14 protein-coding genes are annotated in these 12,195 nt (G+C 66.2%); 11 read left to right on the forward strand and 3 right to left on the reverse strand.

From position 1 onward, the window contains the following. Positions 1 to 18 precede the first annotated feature (18 nt). Together GGC47_RS07305 and GGC47_RS07310 are read left to right on the forward strand one after the other, a co-directional pair. On the forward strand, positions 19 to 399 hold the full coding sequence (locus GGC47_RS07305) for a DUF1127 domain-containing protein (protein WP_142021842.1): 381 nt from the start codon (positions 19 to 21) through the stop codon (positions 397 to 399). 25 nt (positions 400 to 424) lie between these two features. Continuing rightward, on the forward strand, positions 425 to 577 hold the full coding sequence (locus tag GGC47_RS07310; RefSeq protein WP_166652992.1) for a hypothetical protein: 153 nt from the start codon (positions 425 to 427) through the stop codon (positions 575 to 577). Positions 578 to 637: 60 nt separating this feature from the next. On the opposite strand, the gene GGC47_RS07315 is transcribed toward GGC47_RS07310, so the two are convergent. Together GGC47_RS07315 and GGC47_RS07320 are read right to left on the reverse strand one after the other, a co-directional pair. Then, entirely contained in the window at positions 638 to 1,021 is a 384-nt protein-coding gene (locus GGC47_RS07315; RefSeq protein WP_166652993.1) for a ComEA family DNA-binding protein, read from the reverse strand. 218 nt (positions 1,022 to 1,239) lie between these two features. Next, positions 1,240 to 1,764 carry a DedA family protein gene (locus tag GGC47_RS07320; protein ID WP_210245649.1) on the reverse strand — a complete coding sequence of 175 codons (525 nt, stop codon included), beginning with the start codon at positions 1,762 to 1,764 and terminating at the stop codon, positions 1,240 to 1,242. Positions 1,765 to 1,998: 234 nt separating this feature from the next. Between GGC47_RS07320 and GGC47_RS07325 the strand changes: the two genes are divergently transcribed. The 3 genes from GGC47_RS07325 (at position 1,999) to GGC47_RS07335 (ending at position 4,785) form a co-directional block, all read left to right on the forward strand. Beyond that, positions 1,999 to 2,880: an ABC transporter ATP-binding protein gene (locus tag GGC47_RS07325; RefSeq protein WP_081925216.1), complete on the forward strand. Its 882-nt coding sequence runs from the start codon at positions 1,999 to 2,001 to the stop codon at positions 2,878 to 2,880. After that, complete coding sequence (locus GGC47_RS07330; protein ID WP_038358745.1) at positions 2,877 to 3,668, forward strand: ABC transporter permease; 792 nt, start codon at positions 2,877 to 2,879, stop codon at positions 3,666 to 3,668. Before GGC47_RS07325 ends, GGC47_RS07330 begins: the two co-directional genes overlap by 4 nt. Positions 3,669 to 3,753: 85 nt before the next feature. Further along, positions 3,754 to 4,785, forward strand: a complete 1,032-nt coding sequence (locus tag GGC47_RS07335) for an ABC transporter substrate-binding protein (RefSeq protein WP_112764019.1) — start codon at positions 3,754 to 3,756, stop codon at positions 4,783 to 4,785. 73 nt (positions 4,786 to 4,858) lie between these two features. Here GGC47_RS07335 and GGC47_RS07340 read toward each other — a convergent pair whose 3' ends face one another. Beyond that, a complete protein-coding gene (locus GGC47_RS07340) occupies positions 4,859 to 5,596 on the reverse strand; it encodes a cupin domain-containing protein (RefSeq protein ID WP_133563179.1) in 738 nt (245 codons plus the stop codon). 268 nt (positions 5,597 to 5,864) lie between these two features. On the opposite strand from GGC47_RS07340, the gene GGC47_RS07345 reads away from it, so the two are divergent. The 6 genes from GGC47_RS07345 to GGC47_RS07370 all read left to right on the forward strand — a co-directional run bounded on the left by GGC47_RS07345 (position 5,865) and on the right by GGC47_RS07370 (position 12,152). Next, complete coding sequence (locus GGC47_RS07345; protein WP_133563181.1) at positions 5,865 to 6,302, forward strand: hypothetical protein; 438 nt, start codon at positions 5,865 to 5,867, stop codon at positions 6,300 to 6,302. A gap of 124 nt (positions 6,303 to 6,426) precedes the next feature. Continuing rightward, positions 6,427 to 7,275, forward strand: a complete 849-nt coding sequence (gene pdxY, locus GGC47_RS07350; protein ID WP_113252433.1) for a pyridoxal kinase PdxY — start codon at positions 6,427 to 6,429, stop codon at positions 7,273 to 7,275. Between the two features lie 10 nt (positions 7,276 to 7,285). Beyond that, positions 7,286 to 8,401 carry an endonuclease/exonuclease/phosphatase family protein gene (locus tag GGC47_RS07355; protein WP_038358737.1) on the forward strand — a complete coding sequence of 372 codons (1,116 nt, stop codon included), beginning with the start codon at positions 7,286 to 7,288 and terminating at the stop codon, positions 8,399 to 8,401. A gap of 16 nt (positions 8,402 to 8,417) precedes the next feature. After that, positions 8,418 to 9,317, forward strand: coding sequence for a PhzF family phenazine biosynthesis protein (locus tag GGC47_RS07360; protein ID WP_142021843.1), 900 nt, complete (start codon positions 8,418 to 8,420; stop codon positions 9,315 to 9,317). After that, positions 9,314 to 10,036: an NUDIX hydrolase gene (locus GGC47_RS07365; RefSeq protein WP_142021844.1), complete on the forward strand. Its 723-nt coding sequence runs from the start codon at positions 9,314 to 9,316 to the stop codon at positions 10,034 to 10,036. Before GGC47_RS07360 ends, GGC47_RS07365 begins: the two co-directional genes overlap by 4 nt. 28 nt (positions 10,037 to 10,064) lie before the next feature. Next, positions 10,065 to 12,152 (forward strand): M3 family metallopeptidase, encoded by a 2,088-nt coding sequence (locus tag GGC47_RS07370; protein WP_142021845.1) that lies wholly within the window; start codon positions 10,065 to 10,067, stop codon positions 12,150 to 12,152. Positions 12,153 to 12,195: the final 43 nt, after the last annotated feature.

Here is a 12,195-nt window from a genome sequence, read left to right on the forward strand (position 1 = left end):
AACCGACGGAGACAGGTCATGATCAGCTTCATCATCGGATCGGCCAAGCCCGTATTCGCGGCGGCCGATGTTCTCGGACGGATTCTTGGCGGGATCGGCCATTGGCTTCAGGCGCGCCGCGACTATCGCACCCTCTGCGATATGAACGAGCGCGATCTGCGCGATCTCGGTTTGCGCGACAGCGATCTGCGCGACGCGACGGCCGCCCCCTTTTTCGGCGACCCGACCGCGATCATCTCGCTGCGCGCCGAGGAGCGGCGCGGCTTGGCGGGAGGGGAAAGCATCGATGCGGTCCTGCGCGCCCTGAGCGCGGGAGCGCCGGCGCGGCCGGAGCGGATCGCTAAAGAATCCGACAGCGCCGGAAGTGGCCGGATGGTCTTTCTCAGGGCGGCCGAATGAGCGGCCAACGAGAAGGAGGAAGGCGATGAGTGGAACCTGTGCAGCCTGCGACTGCGAGCTCGACGAGAACCCGATCAAGGTCACGGTCGGCGGCAATACGGTCGAGGTCTGCTGTGACGATTGCGCCCAGGCGCTGCGGGAGGCGGATGCTTCGCAAGCGCAGGCGAGCGGGCACTAGCTTGCCGCAAAACGAAAAAGCCGGCCGCGGAAGCGGCCGGCTCTTCTATTTCGATTGGGATCAGAAGGTGACCTTGTCCTTGATCTCGGCTTCGACATTCGAGGGCAGGGTGCCGCGTTTCACCAGATCGGCGAAATCCTTGAACTTCGCCTTGCTGCGCTCCTCGATGATCTTCTTGGCGCGGGCCTCGCCAATGCCCTTCAGCGTGTCGAGCTCGGCCGCGGTCGCCGTGTTGATGTTGATCTTCTTGGCCTGCGTGGCGCTGGGCTGCGCGGCCGCCGGAGTGGCGGGCTTGGCGGCCGGCGCAGCCTGCGTTGCCGGAGCTGCCGGGGCGGTGACCGGAGCGGCGGGCTTGGCCGCGGGGGCCGGCTGCGTCGCCGTCTGGGCGAAGGCCTGGCCGCCCATGGCGGCAAGGGCGACGAAGGGGATCAGAAAACGGGACATCGTCATAACAAAGACCTCGTTTAGGTCGGTCCGGATCGTCACGTCCAACGGGAGCCGGGTCCCTCCGTCGGACGACGCTGACGGCGTGGGGCCGTTCAGCGTGCCGTGCCGGGCTCGCCGATGGTGGCGTGCCGCGATGCGACGATGCGAATAGACGTCTTTCGAATTGAACGGCCGCAGAATGGCGCGTTCACCCGGCAGTCAGGTTTCCGGCGCCTTCAGCGGGCGAGGAATTCGCTGAGCCGGCCGACGCCGTAGAGCAGCCCGAAGCCCCAGGCGAAGGAAGCGAGCCAGTTCGCGAGCTGGAACTGCCAGAACGGCATGCTCACGAGGCCGGCGACGATGGCGATGACCGCGCGCAGCGGGCCGAAGAAATGGCCGATCACGATGCTGAGGCTGCCCCAGCGCTCGAAGAAGGCGTGGCCGCGATCCAGCAATTGCGGGTTCTTGTTGAAGGGCCAGTGGTCATGGACGCGCGGGCCCAGGAGCAGCCCCACCCAATAGGACACCCAGAAGCCGCTGCCGGCACCGAGCGAGGCCGCGAAGGCCAGCGGCACGAGGTTGAGGCCCGAGGCCCCGGCGACGGCGCCGAAAGTGGTGAAGAACACCGTGGCTGGCACGAGCCAGGACAGGATCGCGACGCATTCGGCGAAGGCGACGGCGAAGACGATGGGAATCGCCCATTGCTGATGGACCTGCATGAACTCCACGAGCGCCTTCATGGCTTGTTCGAGGTCGGCCATGGCGTTCGCTTCGGCTCCGGTCAATCGAGGGCAGCGCTGGCATATGACCGTGTCGATCGAACGATGCAAGCGACGGGCGGCCGCAGGGGCAGCGTCCAGCCCCATTGGACGGGCGCCTGCCACCGGATCGCGCCCCGGCCACGTTGCCTTCCCCGGACGATCGCCTATTAATTCCGACAACGCTGAAGAATGGATGGGCCGCGCGACAGGCCGGCCGACGGGGAAACGGATTTCATGGAGTTGCAGGATCGCCCGCCTGCCGTTGCGGCGGGAGCAGAGCCGGTTTCGTCGAATGGTCCGGCCGTCGCGCTCGGACAGGTCGACATCACCTTCCATCTTGCGAATGGCGGCCGCTACCAGGCGGTGAAGGGCATCGACCTCAAGGTTGCGCCCGGCGAGTTCGTCTCCATCGTCGGCCCGACCGGCTGCGGCAAGTCGACCCTGCTCAACGCGGCGGCCGGCCTGCTCGCGCCCTCGGCCGGCAAGGTCGAGATCTTCGGCAAGCCCTTGGCCGGGCTCAACCGCCGCGCCGGCTATCTCTTCCAGCAGGATGCGCTGATGCCGTGGAAGACGGCGCTGGAGAACGTCAAGGTCGCGCTGGAACCGATGGGCATTGCCGACCGCGAGGCGGACAGCCGCGCCCGCGAGTGGCTGGCGCGTGTCGGGCTTCGCACCTTCGTCGACCGCTATCCGCACATGCTCTCCGGCGGGCAGCGCAAGCGCGTCAGCCTCGCGCAGATGCTGATCCGCAACCCCGAGATCCTGCTGATGGACGAGCCCTTCGGGCCGCTCGATGCGCAGACGCGGCAGATCATGGGCAATCTGCTGCTCGACCTCTGGTCGCGCGACCGCAAGGCGCTGATGTTCGTGACGCATGATCTGGAGGAGGCGATCGCGCTTTCCGACCGCGTCGTGGTGATGTCGGCCGGGCCGGCGGCGGGGATCGTCGCCGACTACAAGGTCGACTTGCCGCGCCCGCGCGACATCGCGGATATCAGGCTGGAGAAGGCCTTCCACGAGATCCATCGCGATATTTGGTCGTCGCTGCGGATCGAGGTGCAGAAGGCCTATGCGATGGGCGAGGGGCGCGAACTCGTCGGAGGAGACGCATCATGAAGCGGATGAAGCTCCTCTCGCTGCAGATCCTGGTGATGGTCGTCTTCCTGGCCGTCTGGCATGTGATGACCACCACGAGCCTGTTCGGCGACATCAAGACGAGCCAGTTCTTCTTCTCGACGCCATGGGCGGTGCTCGCCCGCACCGTCAAGGAGCTCACCGGCCCCAGCATCTACTGGCATCTCGGCATCACCCTGACCGAGACGGTGCTGGCCTTCGTCATCGGCTCCGCCGCCGGCATCCTGTTCGGCTTCGCTTTCGCGCGAAACGAGCTGCTCTCGGCGGTGTTCGACCCCTATATCAAGGCGGCGAATGCGCTGCCCCGCGTGGTGCTGGCGCCGATCTTCGCGCTCTGGTTCGGGCTCGGCATCTGGTCGAAGGTGGCGCTCGGCTTCACGCTCGTCTTCTTCATCGTGTTCTTCAACGTCTATCAGGGCGTGCGTGAGGTCTCGCCGACGATCCTCGCCAATGCGCGGATGCTGGGCATGAACGAGCGCCAGCTCTTCAAGCATGTCTACTGGCCCTCGGCGCTGACCTGGATGTTCTCCTCGCTGCACACCTCGGTCGGCTTCGCGCTGGTCGGCGCGGTGGTCGGCGAATATCTCGGCTCCTCGGCTGGGCTCGGCTACAAGATCCACGAGGCGGAGAGCGTCTTCGACGTCACCGGCGTCTTCGCCGGCATGCTGATCCTCGCCATCTTCGTTATCGCGATCGACGCGCTGGTGACGCTGGTCGAGCGGCGGCTCCTGGTCTGGCGCCCGACGCAGAGCACGACGACCACAACGTAAGGCGAGTTGCCGCCCCGGGCTCATCTCGCCTATCGTCATGCCCAAGCGCCTGCCAGAAGCGCCTTTCCCAACCGGAGGTTACGCCATGAAACTGACCCGCCGCGACGCGCTGGCCGCGCTCGCCGCTTCCACCGCCATCGGCATCGCCCCTCATGCCGCCTTCGCGCAGGCGGCCGAGAAGCCGAAGCTCACGCTCGGCGTCGGCGGCAAGCCGCTGCTCTACTATCTTCCGCTGACGGTCGCGGAGAAGAAGGGCTACTTCAAGGAGCAGGGGCTCGAGGTCGAGATCAACGATTTCGGCGGCGGCGCGAAGTCGCTTCAGGCATTGGTCGGCGGCTCGGTCGATGTCGTGACGGGCGCCTATGAGCACACCATCCGCATGCAGGCGAAGGGGCAGGACATCCGCGCCGTCATCGAGCTCGGCCGCTTCCCCGCCATCACCATCGCCGTGCGCAAGGATCTCGCCGACAAGGTCAAGTCCGCGGCCGATTTCAAGGGGCTGAAGATTGGCGTCACCGCGCCGGGCTCCTCGACCTCGCTGACTGCGCAATACGCCATGGTCAAGGCGGGCCTGAAGGCCGACGACGCCGCCATGATCGGCATCGGCGCGGGCGCCAGCGCCGTGGCCGCGATCAAGCAGAAGCAGGTCGACGTGATCTCGCATCTCGACCCGGTGACCTCGAAGCTCGAGGCCGATGGCGACATCGTCGTGCTGATCGACACCCGCACCGAAGCTGGGACCAAGGCGCTGTTCGGCGGCTCGAACCCGGCGGCGGTGCTCTATCTCAAGAACGATTTCGCCGAGAAGAACCCGGTCACCACGCAGAAGCTGGTCAACGCCTTCATGAAGGCGCTGAAGTGGCTCGAGACGGCCAAGCCGGAGGAGGTCGCCGATCTCGTGCCGCAGGAATATCTCCTTGGCGACCGGCCGCTCTATGTCCGCGCGGTCAAGAATTCGCAGGAGAGCTATTCGCGCACCGGCATCGCCACGCCGGACGCCATGAAGAGCATGTACGACTCACTCAAGCTGCTCGACCCGGAGCTGACCAACTCCAATGTCGACCTGTCGAAGACCTTCATCGACAGCTTCGCCAAGAAGGCGGCTTCGGGGGCGTAGCGCATACCGGTTTTCGCAGGGACCCGCGCCGTCATTCCGGACAAGCCTGGAATGACGGCGCGTTTCCCGTGCTCTAGCCGCGCTTTCCGCCCACCGAGATGAAGGCCATGAGGCAGGGCTCCGGCAGCGGGTTGCGCCAGCGATGGCGGGTTCCGTTCTGCACGATGCAGTCGCCTTGCCGCAGATGGACCCTCTGCCCGTCATCGAGTTCCAGCGTCATCTCGCCGCGAACCACGACGCCGTAGTCGATCGTGTCGGATGTGTGCATGCCCGGCGCGCCGCGCTCGAAATGATCCCCCATGCGCGGGACCTTGTCGGACATTTCCTGCAGCGCGCTCTCGAAGGTGACGCCGGCCGGCGGCTTCCAACCCTCTGGCCGCCTCGGGGGATAGGAGATCAGGCGAAACATCGTGCCTCCGGGACCGGGAAAGGCTTTCGTCCCTTCGAGCATCGGGTCCGGTTCGTGGCCGGTGAGCCCCGGCACGCCCTCGGTCATGTAGAGTTCGTAGAAGGTCAGCCCCGGATTAGAATCGATCTCCACCACCTTGGGCGTGACGTCGAAGGATTTGAACACCGACTTGCCGGCTTGGTCGCGGCCGGTCAGCGCCCGTTTGGGGGGCGGCAGCTCGCTTGAATCCTTCGCTGTGGCGGATCGCGGCATCGCGGCCAGCGCACCGCCGCCCGCCATGACGGACAAGGCCTGGAGCAATCGGCGCCGGTCGCCACCTTCCAGTCCTGCGGAGGAATGCGGCGTGTCGTCCCGGGTTTTATTCTTGTTGCGCGGCCACCAGTGCCAAGAGAACCTGCTCATCGGCGTCCTCCGCTGTTTTGATTTTTGCCGCTTTCTGCCGCGGTTTCGTTTTCGTCGGCGTCGGTCTTCTGCGATTTCTGCAATGTAAGAGTGATGCGACGTTATTATTGTGATGATTTGAATTTATCCCTGCAACTAGACCTTAGATGAATCTGAGGTCTCACGCATTCGACTAAAGCCCAATAGTGTTGAGGCTCGCTTCGGGCGGATATTGTCGTGAAATGCGGCGGGAAAATTCTCGTCCGGCAAGAGACGTAGAGGTGCCTGCATGAAGCCGGATGCCGCTGCCTTCTTCGCTGAAATCATCCTGATGCTTCCGATGAGCTATTTCCTGCTGGCGGCGCCGGGTTTTCTGTTTTTCAGCCTCGACATCCCACCCGTCGCCCGGCTTCTGCGCGGCATGTTCCATGCCTATTTCCTGATGCTGGCGATTGCCGGCGGTGTCGGGGCGCTGGCTCTCGCCGTGGCGGGTCAGCCGACTTTCGTCATCGGCATCGGCGTCCTGGCCTTTGCGATCCTGGCCCGGCGCTGGTTTCTGCCGCGGATGGATGTCGAGATCGGGCAGGTTGGGGAGGCCGACAAGGCCAGCGGGACCGGCATGGGAGCCCGGCTGCGCCGGTTGCATCTGGGCGGCATGGCATGCAATGCGGCCGCGCTGGCCGCCGTGGCGAGCAGTGTCCCTTATGTCGTGGTCGCGCCGGGCTGAGCGGACGCCGTCCTCCTTCACCCGCGCACCAGGCTGATCCTCTCCATCACCGCTTTCGATTTGCGCCTCGCGCGGGAGCGGTTAGGTTCGCGGGCTCATCGCGAACGGGGTGCCGCTTCGGACCATGAATATTCTCTCGATCCAGTCCCATGTCGCATACGGCCATGTGGGCAATGCCTCCGCGACCTTTCCGATGCAGCGCCTCGGCGTCGATGTCTGGCCGATCCACACGGTGCAGTTCTCGAATCACACCGGCTATGGGAGCTGGAAGGGCCGGGTCTTCGATGGCGGCATGATCGACGAGGTGATGGAGGGCATTGCCGAGCGCGGCGTGCTGCCGAACTGCGACGGCGTGATCTCCGGCTATATGGGCTCGGCCGATATCGGCCATGCGATCCTCTCGGCAGTGGAACGGGTGAAGGCGGCCAATCCCAAGGCGCTCTATTGCTGCGATCCGGTGATCGGCGATGTCGGCCGCGGCGTCTTCGTGCGGCCGGGCATTCCGGAGTTCATGCGCGAGCAGGCCGTGCCGGCCGCCGACATCGTCACGCCCAACCAGTTCGAGCTGGAATTGCTGACCGATATCGAGGTCAAGACCGTCGCCGATGCCCATCGCGCCGCCGAGGCGCTGCGCGATGCCGGGCCGAAGGTGGTGATGGTGACATCGCTCGTCACCGAGGAGACGCCCGCGGATTCGATCGACATGATGGCGGCCGACGCCAAGGGGAGCTGGCGTGTCCGCACGCCGAAGCTCGACGTCAACATCAACGGCGCGGGCGACGCCATCGCAGCACTGTTCTTCACCCATTATCTGCGCGACCAGTCGGCGGCGTCGGCGCTGAGCAAGGCGGCCTCCTCGATCTACGGGCTGCTGAAGCGGACGAAAGAGGCAGGCTCCCGCGAGATCCTCACCGTGGCGGCGCAGGACGAGTTCGTCACGCCCTCGCGGGTCTTCGCGCCGGAAGCGATCTGAGCACATCGCGATGAAGCTGCGCGTCGGCACCTTCAATGTCGAGAACCTGCTGACGCGCCATCGCTTCGAGCCTGGCGGACGCACCGAGACGGCCGCCGCGATGTCGCTGTTCCATTTCCCGCGCGCCGATGAGCGTGACGCGGTCGAGCGCTCGCTGGCCGTGGCGCTGGAAGACGACAAGCGCCAGATGACGGCGCTCGCCATCGCCGAAGCGCAGGCCGATCTCTGGATGCTGCAGGAGGTCGACTCGCTGGCGAGCCTGCAGGCCTTCTTCGCCAATTACGTCCACCGCATCGCCGATCACCGCTACGGCCATTTCACGCTGATCGACGGCAATGACCGGCGTGGTATCGACATCGGCTTCGCCGCGCGGCGCGATCTGTTCGGGCAGGGCCAGGTCACGGTGCGCTCGCATAAGGACCTGACCTTCGCCGAGGCGGGCGTCCATGACCGCGAGCTCGCCATGCTCGGCATAGGTCCGCAGGCCAAGGTCTTCGCGCGCGACTGCCTGGAGGTGGAGCTCAGCTTCAACGGGCGGCGGCTCAGTCTGTTCGGCTGTCATCTCAAGTCGATGAACAATGGCCGCGAGGACGGGCGTCAGATGACGCTGCCGGTGCGCCGTGCCGAGGCGCGGGCGGTGAAATGGCTGATCCAGCAGCGCTTCGGCGGCGGCTGGCGCGAGACGAACTGGATCGTGCTCGGCGATCTCAACGGCTACCGTTACGGCCTCGGGCCGCTGGCCGAAGCTGTCGACGAGGGCGACAGCGGCATCGAGCCGCTGCTCGACGATTTCGCCGTCGATCCGATGGAGACGCTGCCGGCGCATGAGCGCTGGACGCATTTCCGGCGCTATTGGTCGGAAAGCCAGGACAGGCTGGTCGACAGCCATATGCCGCTCGATCGCATCCTGCTCTCGCCGGCGCTGGCGGCGGCCAATGCGAGCCCCGCGATGCAGATGATCCGGCGCGGCCTGCCTTATCGCGTGCCGCTCGATCCGCGCGCGCCCGATCGTTCCATGGCGCGGCTGGCGACCTGCGCCGACCGCTATCCGCGCGTCGGCTGGGACCGCCCGAAGGCCTCCGACCATTGCCCGCTCACCATCGATCTCGAAATACCCCAGGGGTGATCCCAAGGATGCTCAGATGAAACGCCGCTTCGTCACGCTCGACGTCTTCACCACGCGCCGCCATGCCGGCAATCCACTGGCGGTGGTGCTCCAGTCGGAGGGGCTGGATACCGAGGCGATGCAGGCCATCGCACGCGAGTTCAACCTGTCGGAGACGGTCTTCGTCCTGCCGCCCGACAAGCCGGGGCATCGTGCGTCCATCCGCATCTTCACGCCGGGCGGCGAATTGCCTTTTGCGGGGCATCCGACGGTCGGCACGGCGGTCTGGCTGGCGCTTTCCGACGAGGCCGAGGGGCGTTCCGCTGATATGCTGGTGCTGGAGGAGAAGGTCGGGCTGGTCTCCTGCGCCGTCGAGGTCAAGGGCAGCCATGCCGGCCATGCCGTCTTTACCTTGCCGCGCCTGCCGGAGCGGGCGGAGCAGCAGGTCGCGGATGCGCAACTGGCGGAGGCGCTCGGGCTTGATCCGGCTGATCTCGGTTTCGGCGCGCATCGGCCGAGCGCCTTCTCGGCCGGCGTCGCCTATACGATAGTGCCCGTCGCCAGCCGCGAGGTGGTCGCCCGGGCGAAGGTCGCAGGGGTTTTCGAGCGGGTGATGGCTGCGACGCCGAACGGCAATGCCTTCGTCTATTGCCGCGAGACCGCCGAGGTCGGGCACAGCTACCATGCCCGCATGTTCTGGCCGGGTGCGGGTGTCGTCGAGGATCCGGCGACAGGCAGTGCCGTCGCGGCCTTCGCCGGCGCCGTCATGGCCTTCGACAAGCCCGGGGACGGCGACCACCGCCTCGTTATCGAACAGGGCTATGAGATGGGCCGGCCGTCGCAGATCACGCTGGAATTGAGCGTGCGTGAGGGCGCATTGGTCTCGGCCCGCATCGGAGGTTCGGCCATCGTGGTCAGTGAGGGCGTGCTGTTGTGAGCGACGGCGTCGAGAACGGCACGATCGTCCGGCTCGAACGGGTCGATGCCCGGATCGAGCCCTACGACTGGGCCTATGCCTGCGAGAATGCCGAGAGCATCGCTGCGCACTGGGCCAGGATCAGCGCCGGCAAGCCGGAGATGTTCAACGGGCGCGTCATGTTGCAGAATCGTGCGGCGATCCGCGACGGCGTGTTCGAGGCCAGCTATTTCGAGACCGATTATGCGGCCTTCATGGCCTGGCGCGATGCCGGCCATCCAGGCCCTGCCATCCGCAACGGTTTCGCCATGGCGGCGCTCAGGGCCAATGACGGCGCCTTTCTCTGCGGCAGGATGGGGGAGCACACCGCCAATGCCGGCAAGGTTTATTTCGCCGCCGGCACGCCCGATCGCGAGGATGCCCGCCCGGACGGGACGCTCGATCTCGCCGGCAGCGTCACGCGCGAGCTCGGCGAGGAGACCGGGTTGCGGGTTGAAGAGCTGAGCGTCGGCGCCGGTTGGACCGCGGTGATCGAGCAGGGGCGCATCGCCTTCATGCGCGAGGTCAGCATCGATCTTCCGGCCGATGAGGCGCGGACGCTGATGCTGGGGCGGATGAAGCACCTCGAAGAGGAAGAGCTCTCCGACATCGTCGTCGTGCGCGATCTCGTCGAAACCGAAAAGCACGACATGCCGCCCTTCATGCGCCGCTATCTCGCACATATCTTCGGCGGCGTCTGACCCGCGCCTGTCTCACGAAAGTGTTCCGATGACCTCTGCCGAAACCGCCTATCCCGAAGCCTTGCCGCTGCCGGCGGAGAACCCTTTCGCCGCGCGCTGGGAGACGCCGTTCCGTCTGCCGCCTTTCGCCGCGATCAAGCCAGAGCATATCCGGCCGGCCTTCGATGCGGCGCTCGCCAAGCACAAGGACGAAATCGCGGCGATCGTGGCCGATCCGGCAGTGCCCGACTTCGAGAACACGATCGAGGCGCTGGAGCGGGCAGGGCGCGCGCTCTCCCGCGTCGGTGGCGTGTTCTACAACCTGACCGGCGCCGACACGAACGAGGCGCTCCAGGCGATCGAGCGAGAGATGTCGCCGATCGCCTCGCGGCACTGGTCCGCGATCATGATGGATGAGGGGCTCTTCGCCCGCGTCGATGCGGTCAATGCGAAGGCCACGGCGCTTGGTCTGGATGCGGAACAGGCGCGGCTGCTGGAGCGGACCTACAAGGGCTTCATCCGCTCGGGCGCCAAGCTGAACCCCGAGGACAAGAAGCGCCTCGCCGCGATCAACGAGCGCCTGGCGGGGCTCGGCACCCAGTTCAGCCAGAACGTGCTGAAGGATGAATCCTCCTATGCGCTCCTGATCGAGGACGAGGCGGGCCTCGCCGGCCTGCCGGAATTCCTCAAGGCGGCGATGGCGCGCGCGGCCGCCGACCGGGGCAAGCCCGGCCAGCATGCGGTGACGCTGTCGCGCTCGATCATCGAGCCCTTCCTGACCTTCTCGACCCGGCGTGATCTGCGCGAGGAAGCCTTCATCGCCTGGAGCAAGCGCGGCGAGAATGGCGGCGAGAGCGATAACCGCGCGATCGTCGCCGAGATGGTGAAGCTCAGGGCCGAGAAGGCGAAGCTCTTGGGCTATCCGACCTTCGCGCATTTCAAGCTCGACGATGCCATGGCGAAGACGCCGGAGCATGTGCGCGGGCTCCTGGAACTGGTCTGGAAGCCGGCCAAGGCGCGCGCGGCGCGCGAAGCGGCCGAACTCGCGGCATTGGCTCAGAGCGAAGGCGAGAACGGCCCGATCCGCCCCTGGGACTGGCGCCACTATGCCGAGAAGGTCCGGCAGAAGACCTATGCGCTCGATGAGGCCGTGCTGAAGCCATATCTCCAGCTCGACCGTGTCCGGCAGGCGGCGTTCGACGTCGCCGGCAAGCTGTTCGGCCTGTCCTTCGCCGAGCGGCCGGAACTTCAGGGCTACCATTCGGACGTGCGCATCTTCGAGGTCAAGGAGACCGCGAGCGGGCGCCATATCGGCCTGTTCGTCGGCGACTACTTCGCCCGTGCCTCGAAGCGCTCCGGCGCCTGGATGAGCGCCTTCCGCGGCCAGCGCAAGCTCGATGGCGAAACCCGGCCGATCATCGTCAATGTCTGCAATTTCGCGAAGCCGGCGGAGGGCGAGCCCGCGCTGCTCTCGCTCGACGACGCCCGCACGCTCTTCCACGAGTTCGGCCACGCGCTGCACGGCCTGCTCTCGGACGTGACCTATGGCTCGCTCGCCGGCACATCGGTCGCGCGCGATTTCGTGGAGCTGCCCTCGCAGCTCTACGAGCACTGGTTCCTGACGCGCGAGGTGATGCGGAACTATTGCCTGCATGCCGAGACCGGCGAGCCGATCCCCGAGGCGCTGATCGAGAAGATCGAGAAGGCCCAGACCTTCAACCAGGGTTTCGCCACGGTGGAGTACACCTCCTCGGCGCTGGTCGATCTCGCCTTCCACTCGCTGGAGGCCCCGGCAGAAGTCGATCCGCTTGCCTTCGAGGCGGCGGAACTCGCCCGCCTCGGCATGCCCGCCGAGATCACCATGCGGCACCGCACGCCGCATTTCACCCATGTCTTCTCGGGCGACGGCTATTCGGCCGGCTATTACAGCTATCTCTGGTCCGAGGTGATGGATGCCGACGCCTTCAACGCCTTCACCGAGACGGGCGACGTGTTCTCAGCCGAGGTGGCCGAGAAGCTGAAGCGCTACATCTATTCGGCCGGCGACACCCGCGATGCGGCGGAGGCCTACACGCTCTTCCGCGGCCGGTTGCCGACGCCGGATGCGCTGCTGGAGAAGCGGGGGCTGGCGGCGTAATCGCCGCATTCCGTCATGGTCGGGCTTGTCCCGACCATCCACG

It is taken from the genome of Allobosea sp. OAE752, from assembly GCF_050433265.1.
GTDB classification, from domain to species: domain Bacteria; phylum Pseudomonadota; class Alphaproteobacteria; order Rhizobiales; family Beijerinckiaceae; genus Allobosea; species Allobosea spartocytisi.